The following is a 20,642-nucleotide window of genomic DNA, read 5'->3' as shown; positions in this document are numbered from 1 at the left end:
GGCCTAATGCCAAGGCAGTTCTACACTTGCAACCCCCATAAATCCTCCACAGCAAGCCCCCGAACACCCCCCAGCACAAAGCACTCCTCCTCGAGCAACCCCGGCCAGTCTTGCAGAACCTGAGCGAAGTTTTCCTCCGGCCCGGCCTGCGAGGCATGGGCCAGCACCGCGGCCCGGATGGTCTCGGCATAGGGTCGCACATCCACCCGCAGCGCTACCGAGCAGGCCGAGACCCCATAGCGCTCGGGGTCAAACCTGGTTCTGGCTACCTGCTCCTTGAGGCGGACGGGGAACAGCAGATACCTGGGAGGGTCGGCCATCACGTTGCCCGCCCGCCAGAACGCCCCCAGGGTAGCCCGGTGCAGGTGAATGTGGTCTGCATGCCCGTAGTAGCCCTGCGGGTCAAAGCCAATCATCACCTGGGGGCGGATCTGGGCGATGTGCGCCAGTAAAACGTCCTCCACCTGCTGCAGGTCCTGGTGCATGAAGCCCTGGGGGTTGGCCTGGGCCACCTCGAGCGGATAGCCGGAGTCCTGGTAGTCCAGCAGAATGGGCGGGCGTAGGCCCAGAATAGTGCAGGCGGCCTCGAGCTCCTTCTCGCGCAGCCGACCCCTGGCCTCCCCTTTGGGGTAGCGCGTTTCATCAATAGCGGGATGCCGGATGCGGCCCTGCTCGCCTCGAGTTGCACAAATCAGGTACACCTCGTGGCCCTGCGAGGCCAGCTTGGTTAAGGTTCCAGCGCAAAAAAACGATTCGTCGTCGGGGTGAGCGAAAACAGCCAGTACACGCATGGCACCCCAGTCTACCCCTGTCCGGTGAGCATTAAGGAGGCATTTGTCGTGTTCCCAGGGAGCACCTGGCCAGAAATCGCGCCAAGTATCTCCGCGATAGAAACGTAATGGGTAAGGAAAGGGTGATTCACGAAGCCGCGCCGATGCAAACCCCAGAATTCGCACTTCCGTTGAGCAGCATGGTATTTCTATCGCGGAAGCACTTAGACCTTTACCCTGTGCAGCTCGAGCAGCCCCCGCACCGGGTGCTTGCGGTCTATTTCCTGGATCAAGCGCAGCATGTACACCACCGCCGCCGCATCCCAGGCTTGCGGCCTGCAGGAAGCCGGGTATGGCACCGGGGGCTCCCCCTCCTGCCTGGGATAGCCCCCCACCAGCTCCGGCAGGCGCCAGTCGTGCTGGGTCATGGCCAGGCGGAACAGGTTCTCGGCAGCTCGCAGGGCTTCCTGGTAAAAGCCATATCGCACCAGTCCGCCGATAAACAGGGCGTTGTCGTGCGGCCAGACCGAGCCGTTATGGTACGAGAGGGGGTTATAGCGCACCTCATCCGCGCCCAGGGTTCGCACCCCCCAGCCACTGTAAAGCGTCTCGGAGAACAGGGTCTGAACCAGTTGGGGCGCGACCTCGTCTGGCACGATACCGCTCCACAGCAGATGACCGGGGTTGGAGGTGAGGATGGCCATGGGCTTTTTCGCACCGTCCAGGCCGGCTGCGTAGGTTTGGAGTTCCGGCAGCCAGAACTGCTGGTGAAAACGGGTTTTGAGGGCCTGGGCCCTGGCTTCCCAGGCCTCGGCATGGCTGTTTTGCGAAAGCGCCTGGTAAAGCTCCGCCGCCGCCTGGTAGGCCATATAGGCATAGCCCTGCACCTCACAGACCGCAATGGCGCCCTGGGCCAGCGAGCCATCCTGGTGGCTTTGTGAGTCGTGCGAATCCTTCCAGGACTGCACCACATGGCCCCGGTCGGTGTTGGGGGCGTACTCCAGAAAGCCATCCTGGTCGGGGTCGGCGTAGTCGGTCATCCAGGTGAGGGCGGCCTCCCAGTGGGGCCTCAGTGTCTGTACCAGGGCCAGGTCGCCGGAGTCTTTCCAGTAACGGTGCAGCAGTACCACAAAAAGCGGGGTTGCATCTACCGTGCCATAGTAGCGTGCAAAAGGCACCTTTCCGGTGCGGGAGAGTTCGCCCAGGCGCATCTCGTGGATAATCTTGCCGGGGGTTTCGTCTAGAAAGGCATTCACTTCAGTACCCTGGTATCTGGCCAGATAGTAGAGCACCCCCTGGGTGACCTCGCTGGCCCAGGGCTGCATCATGTAGGCCGTCAGCAGGGAGTCGCGACCAAAAGGGCAGACATACCAGGGGATGCCCGCCGCCGGGAAAAGCCCCTCGGGCAGCGAGAACAGCAGGGCCCGCAGATCGGTAATGGCCTGTTCCAGAACCCGCTGACTGCGCCCGCTCTCCATGCGAAGCGGGAAACGCTTCTGCCAGTTTTCATAGCTGGGGAGGGCTGGAGTGTGGGGTTCAAAGGGGCTCTCGAGGCGGCCTTCCAGGGTTAGCACGGCCTTCTCTTTTGGCGCAAGGGTCCACTTCCAGGTGTAGGTTTTTGCGTTGTCCCCGGTGGCGTGTTCCTGTGCCGGGAGGGGGTTGGGGGTGAGATGGGTCGCCACCCGCAGGCCATCCGGGGCGGTATATTCAAAGCCCTGGATTTTGCGCGAGACCTTGTACCAGCCCTTGGCCTCAAACAGGTCGGCGAAGTCAGCCGCGGCCTCGAGGGCCACCTCCACCGTCTGGGGCTTCAGCGAGGTGTTCTCCAGCTCGAGCCGTTCGCTAAAGCCGCCCCGCGTAATCTGTAACTCCCGCCGCACCCCCACCAGCTGGTCGGGCCCCACAATCAGGCTCCAATGCTGCACCAGACGATCCGGGCGCGGCGTATGTGAAACCAGCAGGCTAAAGCCAGGTAAGTTCCACAAATACCGGGAGAGGTAGCGGGTATCGTGGCGGTAGAAGCCGCGTTCGTCCTTATCGGCCATTCCCTGATCCGACAAAACAGCGTAGGTATCGTCTTCTTTGAGCGGCAACATGTAGAACCTCGCTGATAGCTCATGGCGCATGGCTGATAGCTTTTGCCTTAATGGCTATCAGCCGCCAGCTATTGGCAATTAACCTTTCAAAGCGCTGGTCGAAACCCCCTCCACAAAGTAGCGCTGAAACACCACAAACAGAATGATAATGGGAATCATCGAGAGAAAGGCACTGGCCAGCATCAAGCCCCAGTCGCCCGCCACCCCATAGGCGTTACGGAAGAAGGAAAGGCCCAGGGGCAGGGTGTAGTTGCCCTGCTGGCCCGACAGCACCACCGCCGCCTTGAAGAACTCGTTCCACATGCCCTGGAAGGTCAGGATGGTGAGGGCCCCCAGCGCGGGCGTGGCCATGGGGATGATGATACGGAAAAAGGTGGTGATGGGGCTGGCCCCGTCAATCAGGGCCGCTTCCTCGATTTCGCGGGGGATGGACTCGAAAAACTGCTTCATGATGAAGACTGCCCCCGCCCCCACCGCACTCCAGACCACCATGCCCCAGAGGCTGCTCAAAAGGCCCAGATCGCGCAGCACCAGGTAGTTGGAGATGAAGATGGCCTGAGCCGGCACGGTCATGGTAAAGACCACAAAGGCGAATAAGTAGTTCTTGCCGGGGAAGTACATCCGGGCCAGGGCATATCCGGCCAGCGAGGCAAAAAGCAGGGTCGTCAGCACCACCGCCACACACACCAGAAAGGTGTTGAGCGTCCAGCGCAAAAAGAAGCTGGCCCCGGTGTTGGGGTCTCTGGCCTCGTTGAAGACCCGTACGTAGTTGCGGAAGGCATACCCCAGCAAGCCGGGCGCTGCACTGTCCCAACTGGCCACCCGTCCGCGGCGCTCGAGGCGGTTGGGGTCGAGGGTCGCCGAGTAATACACTTGCCCCCTGGGCGCTTCGATGTCCAGCGGTAAGCGGGGTGCCCGGGGGCCCTGCCCCTCGTAGGCGATGGTAAAGCTGTAGGTGACGATCTGCCCCGGCTGCCCTCCCACCACCGCCGAACGGCGGCCTACCTCCTGCACCTCCGAGACCCTGGCGTACTGCGCCGCCTGCACTTCATCGAAAATGGCCCCCAGGCCCGCTCCAGCCCGCCGGGTCGGCACCGTCACTACGGGGGTCTGTGGCTCCTGGCCATCCTCCACAAAATAGCTGACCTGGAAGGGAATGTTGGCCCCTGGCGCAAACCCCCCCGTCCAGGGGTTGCTCGCACCCAGCTGCCCCAACCGCCAGGCTGCTGCCCAGTTTTTAGGCTGGGTCTGGGCAAAGGAGTAACGGAAGGGCCACTCGAGCGGATTATCCTTCAAGCTGCCCAGATAGGCCACATAAAAGGGCCCAATAAAGAAAACCGCCAGTGCCAGCATGGCCCCATAAACCCAGGCGGCCCGGGCCCAGCGCTGCCGGGCCAGATAGCGCTCGTCCAGCTTGCGCCCCGGTTTCATCACTTGCGCCGCCATAGCTCCTCCTAGTGGGCTTTCTCCGAAATGCCCAGGGCCCGTTGCAAAAGCACAATCGCAAAGGTCAAGGCTGCCAGAATGATGGCTGCTGCCGAAGCCAGCCCCACCCTACCCTCTCCACTAAATACATTGTTGTAGACGTAGTAGGCCAGCACAATGATAGAGTCCAGCGGAGCCGCATCGCCCATCAGGGCTACCTGGTCGAACATCTGCAAGGTGCCAATCAGCGAAAGGGTAATCACCAGAAAAGTCACTGGACGCAGCATGGGCACCGTCACGCTAAAAAACTGCTGCAGGGGCGAGGCCCCATCAATCGCCGCCGCCTCGTAGATGCTTTTGGGAATGTCCTGCAAGCCCGCCAGGAAAATGAGCATCAGGGTAGGAATGGTGGTGAAGGTGTTGAGCATGATAATGCTCCACAGGGGAATGGGCACCCCCAAGAAGCGGTCAGAGTTGGTAAGCCAGGTGAACTCTGGCGGTTGGGCCTCGCGTGGCACCACCACCCCCAAGGCCGCCAGGAGCCAGGTTAGCGCCAGCCCTACCGCTAGCGAAATGGTCGCCAGGGCCGGGTCGGTGAGGGCTACTGGCAGGCCCCGTATGCGCTCCCAGGCCACCTGTACAGCCTGTGCCAGTACAAAGATCGCAACAAAGGTCAGCAGCACCGGGGCCACCGAACCAATCCAGCCAATGAAGGTATTCAGGAAACCCGTTTTCTGAAAGAACCATATCGCAATCACGGTCACGGCTGCCGAAGAGAGTACGCTGGGGATGTAGTACACGGTACGGAAAAAGGTGATGCCCCGCAGGCGCTGGTTGAGGATTGCCGCCATGCTCAAAGCCAGAAAGGTCTGGAGGGTGGTTACGATCAGCATGAAGCTGATAGAGTGGGTCAGGGCCGCAATAAAACGAGGATCCTGAAACAACTGGATAAAGTTCGCAAAGCCCACAATCTGATAGGACTGCCCGATCAGGGTCTTGTCGGTAAAGCTAAAACCCAGGGTACGCACAAAAGCAAATACAAAGAAAACGCCCAGGTGAATCAGGAAAGGAGCCAGGAACAAGAGGGCATAGAGCGCTTCTATTCGTTGCGACCTAAGCATGTATCCCCCTTTTCTAGCGTGGAGCTGAGCACCACAAACCTGTTGCAGCGCTCAGCTCCACACCCTGGGTTGGTTTAGCGCACCAGGCGGTTTAGTTCGGCCTGGGCATCGGCCAGGGCCTGATCAACCGACTTCTTGCCCGTAATCACCGCCAACAAGGCTTCGTTGATGGGGCGCATCCACTCTCCCCCGTCCAGCGAACCAAACTTGAAGGGCAGCACGGCGCCACCCACGCTGGTCGAGCCCTGGAAGACCACCCGGTTCAGCTCATTTTCCTTGCCGGGGCGCTGGAAGATGGGGCTGTTGGCCAGAGCACTGCGGCTGGGCAGGGCCAGGCCACGGGAGAGAATCCAGTTCTGGGCCTCGGGGCTGGTGAGGGCCCGCAGCACCTTGGCGGCGGCCTCCTTGTTGCGCGAGGCGGCGTTCATGCTCCACGAAACGGTGAAGATGAAATTGCCCCGCTGCTTGGTTACCGGGTCGAGGGGAATGAGGGTGGTGCCATAGCGCATGTTGGGGGCCTTGTCGCGCAGGAAGCCCCCAATCCAGGCTCCCTCAATGGCTACGGCAGCCCGCTCGGCTCCGAAGCAGCCGCCCGTCCAACCCTCGCCCAGATCCTGGGCGTACTTACCGGCTCCGTCTTTGACCAGGCTGGTGTACCACTCAAAGGCCCGGCGGAAGTTGGCGTCCAGTACGGTGCGTCCCTGGGCATTGAAGGGCCGCCAGCCGGTAGCGTAGGCAAAAGCGCCAAAGCGGGCATGGTCGGCTACCACGCAGAGCCCTGCCACATCCTTGAGGGCGGCCTGCACCCGCTTGAGCTTGTCCTTGAAGGTGTCCCAGGTGTCGGTCTGGTTGGGGTAGGGCACCTTGGCCTCATCGAAGAGGTCTTTGTTGAACTGCACCGCCAGGGTGTTGAAGTCCTTGGGCAGACCGTACACGTTACCACGCAGGGTGAAGGCGTTAAGCAGGTTGCGGTTGAAGACCGAGAGTTCCTGCTGGGTGAAGTACCGGTTCAAAGGCTCCACCCGTCCCGAGGCAAACAGGGGCTCCGACCAGAAGATGTCCACATAGAACAAGTCTGCAGCGGTGCCTGCCGAAAGCGCGTTCAGAAGCGCAGCGCGGTAATCGCCCTCCACACCCTGGTATTCAGCGCGGATGTTGTCCTTTTGCAGCGCCGGGTTGACCACTTCCCGCACCAGGCTGCTGATAATGGCCGTATCGTTGCCCCCAAAGCCCTGCAACCGTACCACCGTTTGCGCTGAGGCCATGCTCAACGCAGCTAAAGCCAGACCTGCTACCCACCATCGCTTCATGATTACCTCCTCTATTTAGCCCAAAAAAGCCATGTGATAGACCGAATGATGATGTTTCCCTTTCGAGGGGCCTGAGGCCAAGCGGATCCACTCAGGCGGTTTTCACCTCCCGCAGGCTGGTAGTGCCCCGAACCACCAGTTGTACCGGCACCCGCAATCCGTGTGGCGTACCACCGGCCAGCGATTCTTTGAGCAGCCGGACAGCAGCCCCGGCAATCTGCCCGATGTCCTGGCGCACCGTGGTGAGGGACGTGCCAATCTCGGGCAGGTCGTCGAAGCCCACCAGCGAAACGTCTTGGGGAATCCGCAAACCTACGTCTTCCAGAGCCGCTAGAGCACCGACGGCCATCTCGTCGGAGGCGGCGAACAGGCCGGTAAAGCGCAGCCCCTGCTCCCAGGCTTTGCGCAGCACCCGGTAGGCCGTGAGGGTGGAGAAATCGCCATCCAGCACAAGATGCGGCTGAAAGGGGACGTTATAGGCTTCCAGCGCCCTGCGGTAGCCCAGCAAACGCTCGCGCCCCACCTGGTGCTGGGGCTGACCCGTGAGGTGGGCAATCTCGCGGTGGCCGAGCTCGAGCAGGTGCCGGGTGGCCGCATAAGCCCCCCCTTCGTCGTCGGGGGCCACCCAGTAAGCGCCGGGATAGACCCCTATCAGCACATGGGGGGTTTGGGTGTTTTGCAGGGCTTCCAGGCGCGGGTCGTGATCGTGTGCGCCCAGCAGAATGTAGCCCCTTGCGGGGGTCAAGGGCAGACCGGCTGCATCGGTGGGGGTCTCCTCCAGGCGCATGCCCTCGCGCCACAGAGCCTCGGTCAGGTGCTCGAACAGCAAGACAAAATAAGGAATATAGCGGCGTACCCCTGGAGCCAGCAAAATTCCCACCGTGTCGCCCCGCCCGGTAAGCTCGCGGGCAGCCTGCATGGGCACATACCCCAGCCGCTCCATCACCTCGAGTACCCGCTGACGGGTTTGCGGGTGTACCCCAGCCCGCTGGTTCAGCACCCGGCTCACCGTCCCGGTAGAAACCCCTGCCAGGCGGGCAACATCTCCAATGGTGGGCATGCGGCGGTTGTCCATAAGACGCTCTGTAAGCGTTTACAACTTTTGTGTAGCGTAAGTCTAATGGCCTTGTGAAAAACTGTCAAGCCCTAAGGTATTTAGGGGAATAGAAAGCGATTTTTGCACAGATAGCTGCACACCAGCTTATTTTCAAAGCATCACGCGGAGAAATGTAATCGCTTACAAGCTATCGCTGACTTACCATACAACCCCTCCATTGGGTTACTCATATGCACAGGCCCGACATCTCCACACTGATAAGATGGGTTCCAGCATGAAAGGATTGATTCTCGCTGCCGGACGTGGCACCAGGCTACGTCCCCTTACCCACACCCGGCCCAAACCGGTCATTCGGCTCGGTGGCAAACCCATCATTTACTACGCAGTGGAAAACCTCTTCGAAGCCGGCATTACCGAGGTGGGGGTGGTGGTCTCCCCCGATACCCAGGAAGACATTCGGCAAGCCCTCAAGGATTTTCCCGGTGTTCAGATCAACTACATTGTGCAAGAACAGGCCCTGGGTATTGCCCATGCGGTGGGCACCGCCAAAGAATGGTTGGGCCAGAGCCCCTTCGTGCTCTACCTGGGCGACAACCTATTCCAGCGTGGAATCAAGCCTTTTGTCGAGGCTTTCAAGCCCGGTGTGGGGGCGGTGATTGCCCTGGTACGGGTGCCCGATCCCCGGCAGTTTGGGGTAGCCGTGCTGGATCAGGGGCGGATTGTGAAGCTGCTTGAGAAACCCAAAGATCCCCCCTCCGACCTGGCCGTAGCCGGGGTGTATGTATTCAGCCCGGCCATTATGGAGATCATCGCCAACCTCAAACCTAGCGCCCGCGGCGAGTATGAAATCACCGACGCCATCCAGGCCCTGATGGATCAGGGGCATACCGTGCTGGGGCAAGAAATTACCGGCTGGTGGAAAGACACCGGCCGCCCCGCCGACCTGCTGGATGCCAACCGATTGCTCCTGGTAGAACAGAAAAGCCCCACCCCGGTTGTGGAGGGGCACGTACACGACAGTCAGATCACCGGGCGGGTGGTGATCGAGAAAGGGGCAGTGGTTAAGAACAGCACCGTGCTGGGCCCGGTGCACATCGCCCAAAACGCCATGATTGAGGGGGCCTACATCGGCCCTTTTACCTCGGTGGGGCCCAATGCCACCGTGCGGCAAGCCGAGGTGGAGTTTTCCATTCTGGAAGACAGCGCGGTGGTGGAGGACGTGCCCTTGCGCCTGCACGAGTGCATTCTGGGGGTGGGGGCTAGAGTCACCCGTCGCAACGGCCTGCCCAAAGCCCACAAACTGGTGCTGGGCGATTTGAGCAGCCTCGAGCTGGCCTGAGCCTCTTTGCATAATCCTTTTACACAGCCGGGGTATACTCCGGCTGGAGGTATATTATGTGGCCGTTTGGAAAGTCATTGTCCGCTCGAGTTCAGGACGCCATCAACCAGTGGCCCCCGCTCCAGGGGCTGGGGCTCAACATTCAGGAGCAAGGAGGAAATGTTCGTATCACTGGCGCGGTGCCTCGTCAGCCTCACCTTTCTCTGCTGCAGGCCACGGTCGAGGGGGTTAAAGGGGTCAAGTCGGTAGACCTGAGCGGGGTCATCGTGGCCCAGCAGGAGGTTTCTGATGCTGCCATCGCCGCAGAAGAGGAGGTCATCCGCAAGGCCACCGAGGCCAGCAAGCTGGCTAAAAAGGTGCTGGCTACCCTGGAAGCCAACGGCGAGCTCAAGGACGACCCCATCGCGGTCTTGCAAAAGGGCACCGGGGTGGTGCTCAAGGGTGCAGTAGACAGCCAGCACGAGTACAACCTGGCGGTTCAACTGGCCAAGCAAGCCGGGGCCACCGAGGTAGACGCCAGCGAACTGCAAATTGTGGAAGGCGCCAAGGCCAGGTTCGCCGCTGAGCAGGGCGGGGTCAACATCCCCGACGAATGGTACACCGTGCAACCCGGCGATACCCTCTCGGGCATTGCCCTGAAGTTTTATGGCGATGCCTCGAGGGATAGCTACATGAAAATTGCCAAAGCCAACAACATCGCCAACCCCGACCTGATCCGGGTGGGCCAGAAGCTCCAAATCCCCCGGTAAGCCCAAAACACCCAAAGCCCCCGTCTGGGGGCTTTTTTTTCTCCCGCAATGCAGCCTCCTCGAAGCGACGAATGCTTATACCAACTTTACCTGGATAGTTGTCTTTTGAGAGTCTTTCCTAAAACCCCTCATCCTAGGCGAGTCGCTTACGCGATTCTGGTGCAAGCACTTGCAAAGCCGTAACCTGGGCGACACCCCAGACGCAGTCAATGACGTCACGGTCACTGTTCTCATATGCCGGTGGAAGGGGTGTCGCCACCTTCTCCCACAGGGGGAGCAGGCAAGGGGTTCATGTGGATTTGGTATTTCACGAGAACCGCCCTATCGCCCCTCCCGATACCGCCGCAGGTTCTGGATATCCTCTTGTACGAGATCGTCCCGCCAGGCCAGCGATTCCAGGTGGTGGCGCAGCTCGTGTACCAGGGTTTCCCAGATTTCGCCCTCCCAGTCAAAATCGGGGTCTCCGGCAGCCAGCGCTACAAAAGAACCGTAAAAAAGGGCAATGTGCCGACCAATACCGGCATAACCCCCCAGCACCGAAGGGTAGCCGGGGTCGTAGTACTCGCCCAGGCGCAGTAGGTCTGGCTCGTCGGGGTCGGGTTTGAGGTGCTCCAGTACATGAAGGCCGTGCAGGCCGCGCTTGTACTCGACGGGGATTTCCTCCCACAAGCGCTCGGCGGTCTCGACAAAAGCCTCGTAGGTCATGGGGCCCAGTGTGGCACAGATGGGTGAAGATAACCGTGAGGGCAGGATACGCTTTGCACCACGAATGGCCTTGAACAAGCCGGTCTGGCCATCATGGCTTTGAGCCTGGTGGAAATTGCGCTGTGGAACTTTTTGCGGGGGCGTGGCTCCCTCGTTTCTGATGGTGGCCGCAGTAGCAACCGGGGTGATGGAGGCTTTTTTGTATGGCTGGGGCTGATGGGCGGTGTGGCGCGATTGACCCGGCTTTCGCCTGGGTGGTAGGCTAAAGGCCAGTTATGGCCAGGGGGTGGTTTTTTAGGTAGGCCCGCGGGAGATGCAACACTCTCTCGTGGGCGGCCTGTGTGCCGCCCATCGCTTTTGGGTAGACTGGGCGAGGTTTTTTGGGAGGCTGGATGAACATCGAGGCAGCACTGGAGGAGATCGGCAAGGCCCCCACATTGGAGAGCCTGCAGGCCTTGAAGGTACAGTACCTGGGTAAAAATGGCCTGGTCACGCAGGAAATGAAAACCCTGGGTCGGCTCTCGCCCGAGGAACGCCGGGAAAAGGGCCGGGTACTCAACGAGTGGAAAGCGGCTCTGGAAACGGCCCTCGAGGCCCGCGAAGCACAGCTTCGGGAAGAGGCCCTGCAAGCCAGGCTTCTGCAGGAGTCCATAGACGTTTCGCTCCCCGGCTATGCCTTTCCTTCGGGGGGGCTGCACATCACCAGCCTGATTTTGCAGGAGCTGGTGGGCATCTTTCGCAAGCAGGGCTTTAGCGTGGTGGAGGGCCCGGAGGTCGAGAGCGAGTTCTTCAACTTCGACGCCATCAACATGCCCGAGTGGCACCCCGCCCGGGACATGCAGGATACCTTCTGGGTGGAGTTCAAAAATCAACCCGGCTTCACCATCCGGGGCCCTTTCGGCGAGGACGTAACCGGTCTGGGGGGGGCGGTGCTGCGCACCCACACCTCGGGGATGCAGATTCGCTACATGATCCAGCACACCCCGCCCTTCCGGATTGTGGTGCCGGGGCGGGTCTTCCGCTACGAGCAGACCGATGCTTCGCACGAAGCCATGTTCCACCAGCTCGAGGGCCTGGTGGTGGGCGAGGGCATCACCATGGCCGACCTCAAAGGGGCCATCAGCGAGCTGGCCCGGGGGCTGTTTGGCGAGGAGGGCAAGGCCCGCTTCCAGCCGACCTACTTCCCCTTTGTGGAGCCGGGGGTGCAGTTTGCCATGTGGTGGCCGGAGCGGCAAAAGTGGCTCGAGCTCGGTGGGGCGGGCATGGTACACCCCTACTTATTCAAGGCCGTGGACGACTACCGCGAACGGCAGGGCCTGCCCAGGGCTTACGAGGGCATGACCGGCTGGGCCTTCGGGATGGGGGTCGAGCGGCTGGCCTTGCTGCGCTACGGCATTCCGGACATTCGCTACTTCTACCAGAACCGCCTGAGCTTTTTGCGGCAGTTTAGAGGGTAGCCGATGGCCCATAGCGGATAGCTCTTGCTACATGTGACATGAGACCTGCGACACGCTCCACTTCGAAAGAATCCAGGCCAACAAAGCCCAATGTAAGCTGCCTTTGCCAAAAACGAGGTTTCCATGAAAATTGTGTATAGCTGGCTCAAGGAATTTCTGCCCGAGGCGCCTGGAAGCGAACGTCTGGAAGAGCTGCTGGCCGGGCTGGGCCTCGAGACCGAGTCCATCCACAAGCTGACCGCTCCGCACCGCCAGATCGTGTTTGCCAGGGTACTGGCCGCCGAAAACCTGGAAGGCAAGGAGGTGCGCCGGCTCCTGCTGGATATGGGGCGGGAGGTTCAGGTAGTCTCGGGCGCGCCCAACGCCAAAGCCGGGATGGGGGTGGCGCTGGCCCTGCCGGGAGCCCTGCTGCCCGATGGAACCGAGCTGGGCGTGCGGAAAATAGCGGGCCTCGAGTCCTACGGCATGGCCCTCTCGGCCAGGGAGCTGGGGATAGGCGAGTACGCCGGCGGCCTGCTGGAATTCGCCCCCGATGCTTTACCTCCCGGCACCCCTCTGGCCGAGGTCTGGGGCCCTGACGAGGTCATCGAGATCGAGATCACCCCCAACCGCCCGGACTGGCTCTCGGTGTACGGGGTGGCGCGTGACCTGGCTGCTCTGGGCCTGACCCTGGTACGGCCCCAGCCCAGGCCCCGCACCACGCCGCTGGCCCTGCCCTTTGGGGTCTGGATTGAAGATACCGAGGGCTGTGACCGCTTCACCCTGTCCTATGCACGGGGGGTGAAGGTGGGCCCCAGCCCACTGCTGGTGCAGCGCCGCCTGTACGCCGCCGGGATGCGCCCCATCTCCAACGTGGTGGACGCCACCAACTACGCCATGCTCGAGCTGGGCAACCCCATGCACGCCTACGATGCCGCCTTCATCCGCGAAGGGCTGGTGGTGCGCCGGGCCCGCCCCGGCGAAAAGCTGGTCACGCTGGACGGGGTGGAGCGCACCCTGGACGAGCGCGACCTGCTCATTACCGTTAAGGAAGGCCCCCAGACCCGCCCCGCCGGGCTGGCCGGGGTGATGGGCGGGGCCGATGACGAAATCCGCGATACCACCACCGAGGTGGCCCTCGAGGTGGCCCACTTCGACCCCGTGCGGGTGCGCCGCACCGCCAAGCGCCAGGGCCTCAAGACCGAAGCCTCCTACCGCTTCGAGCGCGGCGTGGACCCCAACGGGCCGATTCTGGCTGCCGAGCGCTTCATGGAGCTTCTGCAAGCCTGGGGGGGCGAGGGGGTCGAGGTCGCCCAGGAACGCCTGGATCTCAACCACACCCGGCCCCCCAAGCCCATTGCCTTCCGCCCCGACTATGCCTCGAGGCTCGTAGGCATGAACTACCCCGAAACCACCCAGGCCGAGGTGCTACAGCGCCTGGGCTGCACCGTTCAGCCCACCGCCCAGGCGGGGGTCTGGGCGGTCACGCCCCCCAGTCACCGGGTCGACCTGACCATCGAGGAAGACCTGGTCGAGGAGGTGGCCCGCATCGTGGGCTACGACCAGATTCCCACCACCCTGCCCAGCTTCTTCCCCCACCCCGACAACCTGGGGGTGGACGCCCCCTACGAGGCCACCGAGCGACTCAAGCAGGTGATGGCCGGACTGGGCTTCCAGGAGGTGTTGAACTACGCCTGGTCGTCGCCGCAGGAGTGCGAGCTCATGCGGGCGCCGGCCCCCACGGTGTTCATGCAGAACCCCCAGACCTCAGACCGCACCGCCCTGCGTACCGCCCTCTACCCCGGCCTGCTCAAGAACCTGCAAACGGCCCTGGCCCAGGGCGAGGACGGGCCTTTCTTGCTCTTCGAGGTCGGCAATGTCTTCAACCAGACCGAGACCCCCCGCTTAGCGGCCCTGCTATGCGGCGACCCGGTGCCGGGCCTCTGGCAGAAGGGCCTGGGCGAGGGCTTCTTTGCCCTCAAGGGCTTCCTCGAGACCGCTGCACGCAACCTGGGCAGCCAGGTGCGGGTCGAGCAGGAGGCGGCAGCCTACCTGCACCCCGGCATAAGCGGGGCGGTTTACTGGAATCAGCAGAAAGTGGGTCAGATCGGTGCTCTGCACCCGGCCATTGCCGCAGCCCTCGAGCTGCCACAGGTGTTTTTGCTCGAGCTATCCCTACCCCTGAGCAAAGGCCCCGGCACCTTCACCGATATTGCCAAGTACCCGGCCTCCATGCGCGACCTGGCCGTGGTTGCCCCCGAAAGTACGCCTTATGCTGAGATTGAGCGGATCATCCGCACCCATGCGGGCAGGCACCTGGAAAAGCTGGAAATCTTCGATGTTTACCGGGGCAAGCCGCTTCGGGATGGTGAAAAGAGCCTGGCTTTTCACCTCACCTTCCGCCACCCTGAGCGCACCCTGACCGACCTCGAGACCGATGCCTTCATGCAAAACATCATCGGCGCTCTGGAACAGCAGGGTTTCGCCATCCGCCGCTGACCGCCTCTGCCCCCCACAGGGTGGCCTCTGACGGGCCTAGTTGGCGTAGGGCCCGCCACATCCGCCACTTCAGGCGCAAGCGTTGCCAGCCTCTGGCCTGCGCCAACAAAGGGGCATACTCGGCCTTGATAGCTTCCACGCGGGCTTTCTTCCAGGCCTGGTAGTCAGGGTGGTTCTCGAGGCGATCCCCACCATCGGGTACAAAGCCATACTGCATAAATCTAGGTTAGCAAACTCGAGGGATTTTCGGAAAATACCGGGCCATCACCCAGCGTTAGAAAGCTGTCTGAACGCGTTTCTAACCGCCAGGATTAGCATAAACACCATTGGTTTCATCAGGATCATGCGGGCAACAGGGCTGAAGTGAGCACAACACACCGAGAGTTTGCCAGCGGATGAAGTGATGCCAGCTTTAGGCGTGTAGCCAATTTTCAGCAACGCACAAGGTGGGGGTTAGCGGTAGGAGATCGGTCGTGGGTCTCCAACACCTGTCCCTTACCCCCTGCGCCCTCCCTCACCGCTCCAGTAGTGTGCAAAGTCTTCAAGCAAAAACGATATGAGCCCAAAATAGGGTCAAAGTAGCATCAAAGGATCAGCCTGGGCCGTTATACTTTGGTTTGATGCTAAGCTGGCTCGATTTAATGGCCCTTTTTGTGTTTGCAGCAGCTATTGCGGTCGGCATCCGCCAGGGTGCCCCCTTCGCACTGGCCGTCATACCGGCGTTGGTGTTGTATCTCATCCTGGTTCCATTAGTGGCGCCCTGGGTGCCCGATTTTGCGCTGCCCTTGTTGGCTTTGGTGTTGGGCCTGGGCATGGCCTACGCCACCCACTTCATTCCACTCACCCGTCTGACGCCCACCACCGAGGGGGTCATCGGTGGCATTGGGGGGTTCTTTTGGGGCCTGTTCCTGGCCTTCACCATCTGGGTGAGCTTCCCCAGCGAGTTTGTGGCTTCCACCGGAGCCTTGCGCTACCCTTCCGAACAGATGCCCACCGGCATCAAAGACGGTATCGTGAGCAGTCCCTTTGCCCGCCCCCTGTTCGACTTGGCTTCGGGGAACCCCGTCCTCAAGGCAGCTTTATTGCCGCACGTGAACCATCCCTAGTACCAGATTCGGTTGGTTCGTTACCGAACGGTAACGAACCAACCCGACCGAAGGGAGTGCTCTAGGATTCAAAAAGACAGCCTCTTGGGTATATGGTTTTGTCAACTGTCTTTTTGAATCCGGTATAAAACCCTACTTTCGTCCAAAATCGGCGGGGTTTTCCCCCCAGCTATCGGTCTGCCATTTGAGCAGGGGATTGGGGTAGGTGTGTGATCTTAACCAGGCCTCAGCCCTTGCAATCCGTTCAAACAGTTCGGCATTCTCGGGGGTGCGAATCAGGTGTGTGCGGGCTTTCTTGGCCTTGACCCAGGCAATGGCATTCACCGAGTCGGAGTAAATGGGCCAGGAGTAGCCCTTTTCCTGGCACAACACCAGGGCTTCAACCAGGGCCAAAAACTCCCCCACATTGTTGGTACCCTGGGCAAAGGGCCCCCGGTGAAAAACTTCCTTCCCCGTGGCAGTATCCACACAGCGGTACTCGAGCAGCCCCGGATTGCCGCTGCAAGCCGCATCCACACAGTAGCTGGGGGTGATCGGCGGAGGCGCCTCTAAAAGTCTGTCCTGATTGGCTTTCTGACCTTTGTAGTGGTCGTATTCTCCAGCAAAAGCCCGTCGGGCCTCGTCCAGACTTTCAAAAGCCTTGAACTGGGCCCCTGCATACCCCTTGACCTGGGCCTCAGCTTCGGGCCACGAAGAGAAAATTCCGGTTTTGCGGCCTTTCCAAACCACGTAATACTTGCTTTTACTCTTCCCTTGGGCCATGTCAGGGAGTGTACCGCAAAAGGCTTCCCAGAACTTCACCGCCTAACCGAGCTACCCCGCTACCGAGTTCTTTTTGAGCCGGTCAAAGTACTGCTTACGAAACTTGGCGACCTTTGGGCCGACCACAAATGCACAGTAGGGCTGGTAGGGGTTGCGCTTGAAGTAGTTCTGGTGGTAGTCCTCGGCAGGGTAGAACCTTTCAAAGGCGACCAGCTCGGTCACGATGGGGTTTTCCCAGACCCCCGCCTGGGCCTGCATCACCTCCTCGGCCACCGCTTTTTGCTGGGGCGAGTGGTAGAAAATAACCGAACGATACTGCGGCCCCACATCGTTGCCCTGGCGGTTGGGGGTGGTGGGGTCGTGAATGGTGAAGAAGACTTCCAGGATTTCCCGGTACGAAATCACGCTGGGGTCAAAGGTAATCTGCACGACCTCGGCGTGGCCGGTCTGCTTGCCACAGACCTGCTCGTAGGTGGGGTTGGGTACGTGCCCCCCCGAGTACCCCGAAACCACCTCGGTTACGCCCTTCAGCTCGTCGTAGACTGCCTCCAAACACCAAAAACAACCGCCTCCCAGGGTTGCAACTTCCAGGTTCTGACCCATACCTCCTTATTTTGGCTAAACTTGAAAAGCAAGTTGTAAGGCTATTGACCTTATCGAATTGCGTCTCTCTACCATTGGGAGAGGTGCGACGTACCGGGCACAGGCAAAACCGCGGTGCCGGGTATTTGGGGGAACCGCTCCAAAAAATCGTCTCTTATATCGCTACAATGCCAGCACACTGGCCAGTTCGTGCTTCTTGCGCTCGATATCCTTGCGCTTATCAATGGCCTCCTTAAAAGGCGTGAGGCGAATTTCGCCGTTTACCTCACCAATGGCTACCCCACTGGCCCCGCTCAGCAGCGCTTCTACCGCCGCCGCTCCGAGGCGGCTGGCGAGCACCCGGTCTTTGGCGGTGGGGCTGCCGCCCCGCTGGATGTGGCCCAGCACCGTCACCCGTCCCTCAAAACCGGAGAACTGGCGCACGTCCTTAGCAAGCTGCTCGGCGCCACCTTCGTAGCCGCCCTCCGCCACTACCACAATGGAGGAACGCTTGCCCTTCTCTGCCGATTTGTTGATGATTTCCGCACATTCCTGGGCACTGGTGGGGATTTCAGGAATGACGATCACCTCAGCTCCACCTGCAATGCCTACCTCGAGGGCAATGAAGCCCGCATGCCGCCCCATCACCTCGATGAAGAAGACCCTCGAGTGGCTGGCCGCCGTATCGCGGATGCGGTCAATGGCGTCCAGGGCGGTGTTCACCGCCGTATCGAAACCGATGGTGTAGTCGGTACCGTAGAGGTCGTTGTCTATGGTGCCCGGCACCCCTACCACCGGAAAGTGGTGCTCGGCAATGAGCTTGGTAGCCCCCGTGTAGGTTCCATTGCCGCCAATGGCAATTACCCCGTCAATGCCAGCTTTCTTAAGGTTTTCAGCAGCCCTGGCCCGGCCTTCGGGGGTCATGAACGCTTTGCTGCGAGCGGTGAGCAGAATCGTACCCCCCCGTTGCAGGGTGTTGGCCACATCGCGCGGCCCCATGGGAACAAAATCGCCCTCGATCATGCCCTGGTAGCCGCTGCGAATGCCAATCACTTCCAGGCCGTGGGCTACACCGGTACGCACCACCGCACGAATGGCCGCATTCATGCCGGGGGCATCCCCTCCACTGGTAAAAACCGCAATTCGTTTCATCGAACCAGACTCCACAAGCAAAACTTGCCCACACAAACCCAGGGGCCGCCAGCCAAAAACTGCCTGTTAGTTTACTCAGAAAGGTTCGGTTTGTGTCATCAAGGGGCCCAAAGCCCAAGGCCGAATGCACGCTGGCTTCCGACCTCCTCCCACATGGAGCATCAAGGCATTTGACTAACCATTCACTGGCTTTTTCGTGGCCTCTTGCTTGTGGGCCAGTTCATAGGCCTGGTTGCGGGGAACCCCGGCCTCGGTCAAAGCTTTGACCAGCGCCTTGCCTTTTAGTCCCTGCCCCTTGAGCTGTATCAGCAAATCCTCGGCTTTGGGATTTGAACCCTCGGCCTTTGGCGTCTTTGGCCCCAACACCAGCACAAACTCGCCTCTTGGCTCTTTGAAATACTCGAGCGCATCCGCCAGGCTGCCCCGCCAGATTTCCTCGTGCAACTTGGAAATTTCGCGGGCAATCGCCACCGGATGTTCGGGGCCGTATATTTGGAGCAGGTCTTGCAGGGTATCCCGCAAGCGATGGGGAGCTTCGTAGAGCACCACCGTGCGACTCCAAGCCTGTTCCAGCCGCGCCTTGCGCTCCGAGCGCTTCTGGGGCAAGAACCCCTCGAAGGCAAAACGGGCTGCAGGCAGACCCGAGGCCACCAGGGCCGGAATCAGGGCCGTAGGGCCGGGCAATACCTCCACCTGCCAGCCTTCCTTCAGCGCCAGGGCCACCAGCTCGGCGCCGGGGTCGGAGATACCGGGCGTGCCGGCATCGGTCACGTAGGCCACTTTCTCATAGCCCTCCAGCAGCCGCTTGGCATTACCCACAGTGTGCTGGTCAAGCCGCATCATCGGTTTGGAGATACCCAGGTGCTTGAGCAAAATGCCGGTGCGCCTGGTGTCCTCGCAGGCCACCACTTCGGCTTCCTTGAGCACCCGAATGGCCCGCAAGGTAATGTCCTCGAGGTTGCCAATGGGCGTTGGAACCAACACCAGCCGCATCCCTACAGTCTATATCCCAAACGCGCTACCATTGGGGTATGTTCTCCCGTGGCATCCGACTTCCTTTTTCAATCCTGGGCATCCCGCTCTCGCTCGACCTGAGCTTTCTGATCGTGCTGCCTTTGTTTGCCTTCCTGATTGGCAGCCAGCTTCCAGTCTATTTGCAACTTTTGCAAATCAGTGCGCCACCGGATTTGTTGCAAGGCCCCACCCCCTACCTGCTGGGCCTGCTGGCCGCGGTGGGGCTTTTCCTGAGTGTGCTCATCCATGAGCTGGGTCATGCCCTCACCGCACGGGCCTACGGGGTGCGAACCCGCGAGATTACCCTGTGGCTCCTGGGCGGGGTGGCTCAGCTCGAGCAAATCCCCCGCACCCGTGGCGCCGAGGCCGTCATTGCCATCGCCGGTCCCATTGTGAGCGTGCTGCTCTCGGGCCTGTTTGGTCTGCTGCGCGGACTACTACCCTCTACAGCCACCGAAGGGCAGTTTTTGCTGGGCTACCTCAGCTTCATCAACCTGAGTCTGGCTCTGTTCAACCTGCTTCCGGCCCTGCCGCTCGATGGCGGGCGCATCCTGCGGAGCCTGCTGGCACTTTACCGACCCTATCTCGCGGCCACCCGCACCGCCGTTACGATCAGCAAAATTGTAGCGTTTGGACTTGGTTTGCTCGGCCTGCTGGTGGGCAACCTCTTCATGCTCCTGATTGCGTTCTTTGTCTTCATGGCTGCCAGTGCCGAGGCCGAACAGGCCGTGCTGAGCCGGACCCTCGAGGGTCTGCGGGTGCACGACCTGATGACCCGCGCCGTAAGCACGGTGCCCCCTAACCTGAGCGTGGCCGAGCTCCTGGAAAAAATGATGCAGGAGCGACACGTGGGCTACCCGGTGGTGGAAGAGGGGCGGCTTTTGGGTCTTATAAGCCTGGAAGACCTGCAAGGCGCCTCGCCGCAGACACGGGTGCTCGAGCGCATGCGCCCTCCCTTGCAGGTAGATGAACAAACCGAGGCCCTCACGGCTCTGCAACGTATGGCCGAACAGGGTTTCTCGAGGCTACTCATCACCGACGCTGAAGGCAACCTGGTGGGCATCCTGAGCAAAACCGACCTCTTGCGGGCCCTGCAACTCCGGGCTGCACAGATGAGCTTATCCGACCATCCCAGCCCCCCTCTGGGTAGGGCTTGACAGCTTGGAGGGTAGTCGGTACACTTCTCGTTGCGCTGCCGCGAGGTAGCCAAGCACCTTGACAAAGAAAGATCAGCAGAAACACGTACCAAACGTCGTTTTCTCGGACGTTCTAAACGAGAAAAGACCTTCGACACAGGTCTACTCTGATTCGCCCTATGCGGCGAACACTTTTGGAGAGTTTGATCCTGGCTCAGGGTGAACGCTGGCGGTATGCCTAAGACATGCAAGTCGTACGGACTGTTTCGGCAGTTAGTGGCGGACGGGTGAGTAACACGTAGGTGACCTGCCCCAAAGTCGGGGACAACTAGGAGAAATCTTAGCTAATCCCCGATGTGGACCCACCCCCTGGGGTGTGTCTA

18 protein-coding genes and 1 rRNA gene are annotated in these 20,642 nt (G+C 60.8%); 7 read left to right on the top strand and 12 right to left on the bottom strand.

The annotated features are described in order from the left end of the window. Window positions 1-20 precede the first annotated feature (20 nt). The 6 genes from J3L12_RS05900 to J3L12_RS05875 form a co-directional block, all read right to left on the bottom strand. On the bottom strand, window positions 21-791 hold the full coding sequence (locus tag J3L12_RS05900; RefSeq protein ID WP_208014124.1) for a PIG-L deacetylase family protein: 771 nt from the start codon (window positions 789-791) through the stop codon (window positions 21-23). Window positions 792-994: 203 nt separating this feature from the next. Further along, window positions 995-2,866, bottom strand: coding sequence for a glycogen debranching N-terminal domain-containing protein (locus J3L12_RS05895; protein WP_208014123.1), 1,872 nt, complete (start codon window positions 2,864-2,866; stop codon window positions 995-997). Between the two features lie 78 nt (window positions 2,867-2,944). Then, the gene (locus tag J3L12_RS05890) at window positions 2,945-4,312 is read right to left on the bottom strand and encodes a carbohydrate ABC transporter permease (RefSeq protein WP_208014122.1); all 1,368 of its coding nucleotides are present in this window, start codon (window positions 4,310-4,312) and stop codon (window positions 2,945-2,947) included. 8 nt (window positions 4,313-4,320) lie between these two features. Continuing rightward, window positions 4,321-5,412 (bottom strand): sugar ABC transporter permease, encoded by a 1,092-nt coding sequence (locus J3L12_RS05885; RefSeq protein ID WP_208014121.1) that lies wholly within the window; start codon window positions 5,410-5,412, stop codon window positions 4,321-4,323. Window positions 5,413-5,486: 74 nt separating this feature from the next. Further along, on the bottom strand, window positions 5,487-6,722 hold the full coding sequence (locus J3L12_RS05880; RefSeq protein WP_208014120.1) for an extracellular solute-binding protein: 1,236 nt from the start codon (window positions 6,720-6,722) through the stop codon (window positions 5,487-5,489). A gap of 91 nt (window positions 6,723-6,813) precedes the next feature. Further along, the gene (locus J3L12_RS05875; RefSeq protein ID WP_208014119.1) at window positions 6,814-7,797 is read right to left on the bottom strand and encodes a LacI family DNA-binding transcriptional regulator; all 984 of its coding nucleotides are present in this window, start codon (window positions 7,795-7,797) and stop codon (window positions 6,814-6,816) included. Between the two features lie 256 nt (window positions 7,798-8,053). Between J3L12_RS05875 and J3L12_RS05870 the strand changes: the two genes are divergently transcribed. Both J3L12_RS05870 and J3L12_RS05865 read left to right on the top strand, forming a co-directional pair. Continuing rightward, a complete protein-coding gene (locus J3L12_RS05870) occupies window positions 8,054-9,118 on the top strand; it encodes a glucose-1-phosphate thymidylyltransferase (protein ID WP_208014118.1) in 1,065 nt (354 codons plus the stop codon). Between the two features lie 56 nt (window positions 9,119-9,174). Beyond that, entirely contained in the window at window positions 9,175-9,867 is a 693-nt protein-coding gene (locus tag J3L12_RS05865) for a LysM peptidoglycan-binding domain-containing protein (protein ID WP_208014117.1), read from the top strand. Between the two features lie 321 nt (window positions 9,868-10,188). On the opposite strand, the gene J3L12_RS05860 is transcribed toward J3L12_RS05865, so the two are convergent. Next, window positions 10,189-10,572: a metallopeptidase family protein gene (locus tag J3L12_RS05860; protein WP_208014116.1), complete on the bottom strand. Its 384-nt coding sequence runs from the start codon at window positions 10,570-10,572 to the stop codon at window positions 10,189-10,191. A gap of 392 nt (window positions 10,573-10,964) precedes the next feature. Between J3L12_RS05860 and pheS the strand changes: the two genes are divergently transcribed. Beyond that, a complete protein-coding gene (gene pheS / locus J3L12_RS05855; protein ID WP_208014115.1) occupies window positions 10,965-12,029 on the top strand; it encodes a phenylalanine--tRNA ligase subunit alpha in 1,065 nt (354 codons plus the stop codon). Between the two features lie 123 nt (window positions 12,030-12,152). Beyond that, window positions 12,153-14,507, top strand: coding sequence for a phenylalanine--tRNA ligase subunit beta (pheT, locus tag J3L12_RS05850; protein ID WP_208014114.1), 2,355 nt, complete (start codon window positions 12,153-12,155; stop codon window positions 14,505-14,507). Here the strand turns inward: pheT and J3L12_RS05845 are convergent. After that, window positions 14,464-14,724 (bottom strand): hypothetical protein, encoded by a 261-nt coding sequence (locus J3L12_RS05845; RefSeq protein WP_208014113.1) that lies wholly within the window; start codon window positions 14,722-14,724, stop codon window positions 14,464-14,466. The two genes, pheT and J3L12_RS05845, sit on opposite strands and share 44 nt — an antisense overlap. A gap of 424 nt (window positions 14,725-15,148) precedes the next feature. Here J3L12_RS05845 and J3L12_RS05840 point away from each other — a divergent pair, with 424 nt between their 5' ends. Then, entirely contained in the window at window positions 15,149-15,613 is a 465-nt protein-coding gene (locus J3L12_RS05840; RefSeq protein WP_243454987.1) for a hypothetical protein, read from the top strand. Window positions 15,614-15,745: 132 nt separating this feature from the next. On the opposite strand, the gene J3L12_RS05835 is transcribed toward J3L12_RS05840, so the two are convergent. From J3L12_RS05835 to rsmI, 4 genes are all read right to left on the bottom strand, one after another. Beyond that, complete coding sequence (locus tag J3L12_RS05835) at window positions 15,746-16,375, bottom strand: viroplasmin family protein (protein ID WP_208014111.1); 630 nt, start codon at window positions 16,373-16,375, stop codon at window positions 15,746-15,748. 51 nt (window positions 16,376-16,426) lie between these two features. Continuing rightward, window positions 16,427-16,978 carry a peptide-methionine (S)-S-oxide reductase MsrA gene (gene msrA / locus J3L12_RS05830; protein WP_208014110.1) on the bottom strand — a complete coding sequence of 184 codons (552 nt, stop codon included), beginning with the start codon at window positions 16,976-16,978 and terminating at the stop codon, window positions 16,427-16,429. Window positions 16,979-17,140: 162 nt separating this feature from the next. Continuing rightward, entirely contained in the window at window positions 17,141-18,109 is a 969-nt protein-coding gene (gene pfkA / locus J3L12_RS05825; RefSeq protein WP_208014109.1) for a 6-phosphofructokinase, read from the bottom strand. A 174-nt stretch (window positions 18,110-18,283) separates the two neighbouring features. Continuing rightward, complete coding sequence (gene rsmI / locus J3L12_RS05820; RefSeq protein WP_208014108.1) at window positions 18,284-19,102, bottom strand: 16S rRNA (cytidine(1402)-2'-O)-methyltransferase; 819 nt, start codon at window positions 19,100-19,102, stop codon at window positions 18,284-18,286. A gap of 38 nt (window positions 19,103-19,140) precedes the next feature. On the opposite strand from rsmI, the gene J3L12_RS05815 reads away from it, so the two are divergent. Next, complete coding sequence (locus tag J3L12_RS05815) at window positions 19,141-20,280, top strand: site-2 protease family protein (protein ID WP_208014107.1); 1,140 nt, start codon at window positions 19,141-19,143, stop codon at window positions 20,278-20,280. A 170-nt stretch (window positions 20,281-20,450) separates the two neighbouring features. After that, window positions 20,451-20,642, top strand: a 16S ribosomal RNA gene (locus J3L12_RS05810); the annotation flags it as partial.

This window comes from Meiothermus sp. CFH 77666 (genome assembly GCF_017497985.1).
In the GTDB taxonomy this organism is placed as follows: domain Bacteria; phylum Deinococcota; class Deinococci; order Deinococcales; family Thermaceae; genus Meiothermus.
The sequence above is the reverse complement of the archived record's forward strand: the minus strand, read 5'-3'. Positions and strand labels throughout refer to the sequence as shown.

Excerpts from the sequence above, each read along its gene's own strand:
- J3L12_RS05900 (WP_208014124.1), bottom strand. The coding sequence starts at position 791 with ATGCGTGTACTGGCTGTTTTCGCTCACCCCGACGACGAATCGTTTTTT.
- J3L12_RS05895 (WP_208014123.1), bottom strand. The coding sequence starts at position 2,866 with ATGTTGCCGCTCAAAGAAGACGATACCTACGCTGTTTTGTCGGATCAG.
- J3L12_RS05890 (WP_208014122.1), bottom strand. The coding sequence starts at position 4,312 with ATGGCGGCGCAAGTGATGAAACCGGGGCGCAAGCTGGACGAGCGCTAT.
- J3L12_RS05885 (WP_208014121.1), bottom strand. The coding sequence starts at position 5,412 with ATGCTTAGGTCGCAACGAATAGAAGCGCTCTATGCCCTCTTGTTCCTG.
- J3L12_RS05880 (WP_208014120.1), bottom strand. The coding sequence starts at position 6,722 with ATGAAGCGATGGTGGGTAGCAGGTCTGGCTTTAGCTGCGTTGAGCATG.
- J3L12_RS05875 (WP_208014119.1), bottom strand. The coding sequence starts at position 7,797 with ATGGACAACCGCCGCATGCCCACCATTGGAGATGTTGCCCGCCTGGCA.
- J3L12_RS05870 (WP_208014118.1), top strand. The coding sequence starts at position 8,054 with ATGAAAGGATTGATTCTCGCTGCCGGACGTGGCACCAGGCTACGTCCC.
- J3L12_RS05865 (WP_208014117.1), top strand. The coding sequence starts at position 9,175 with ATGTGGCCGTTTGGAAAGTCATTGTCCGCTCGAGTTCAGGACGCCATC.
- J3L12_RS05860 (WP_208014116.1), bottom strand. The coding sequence starts at position 10,572 with ATGACCTACGAGGCTTTTGTCGAGACCGCCGAGCGCTTGTGGGAGGAA.
- pheS (WP_208014115.1), top strand. The coding sequence starts at position 10,965 with ATGAACATCGAGGCAGCACTGGAGGAGATCGGCAAGGCCCCCACATTG.
- pheT (WP_208014114.1), top strand. The coding sequence starts at position 12,153 with ATGAAAATTGTGTATAGCTGGCTCAAGGAATTTCTGCCCGAGGCGCCT.
- J3L12_RS05845 (WP_208014113.1), bottom strand. The coding sequence starts at position 14,724 with ATGCAGTATGGCTTTGTACCCGATGGTGGGGATCGCCTCGAGAACCAC.
- J3L12_RS05840 (WP_243454987.1), top strand. The coding sequence starts at position 15,149 with ATGGCCCTTTTTGTGTTTGCAGCAGCTATTGCGGTCGGCATCCGCCAG.
- J3L12_RS05835 (WP_208014111.1), bottom strand. The coding sequence starts at position 16,375 with ATGGCCCAAGGGAAGAGTAAAAGCAAGTATTACGTGGTTTGGAAAGGC.
- msrA (WP_208014110.1), bottom strand. The coding sequence starts at position 16,978 with ATGGGTCAGAACCTGGAAGTTGCAACCCTGGGAGGCGGTTGTTTTTGG.
- pfkA (WP_208014109.1), bottom strand. The coding sequence starts at position 18,109 with ATGAAACGAATTGCGGTTTTTACCAGTGGAGGGGATGCCCCCGGCATG.
- rsmI (WP_208014108.1), bottom strand. The coding sequence starts at position 19,102 with ATGCGGCTGGTGTTGGTTCCAACGCCCATTGGCAACCTCGAGGACATT.
- J3L12_RS05815 (WP_208014107.1), top strand. The coding sequence starts at position 19,141 with ATGTTCTCCCGTGGCATCCGACTTCCTTTTTCAATCCTGGGCATCCCG.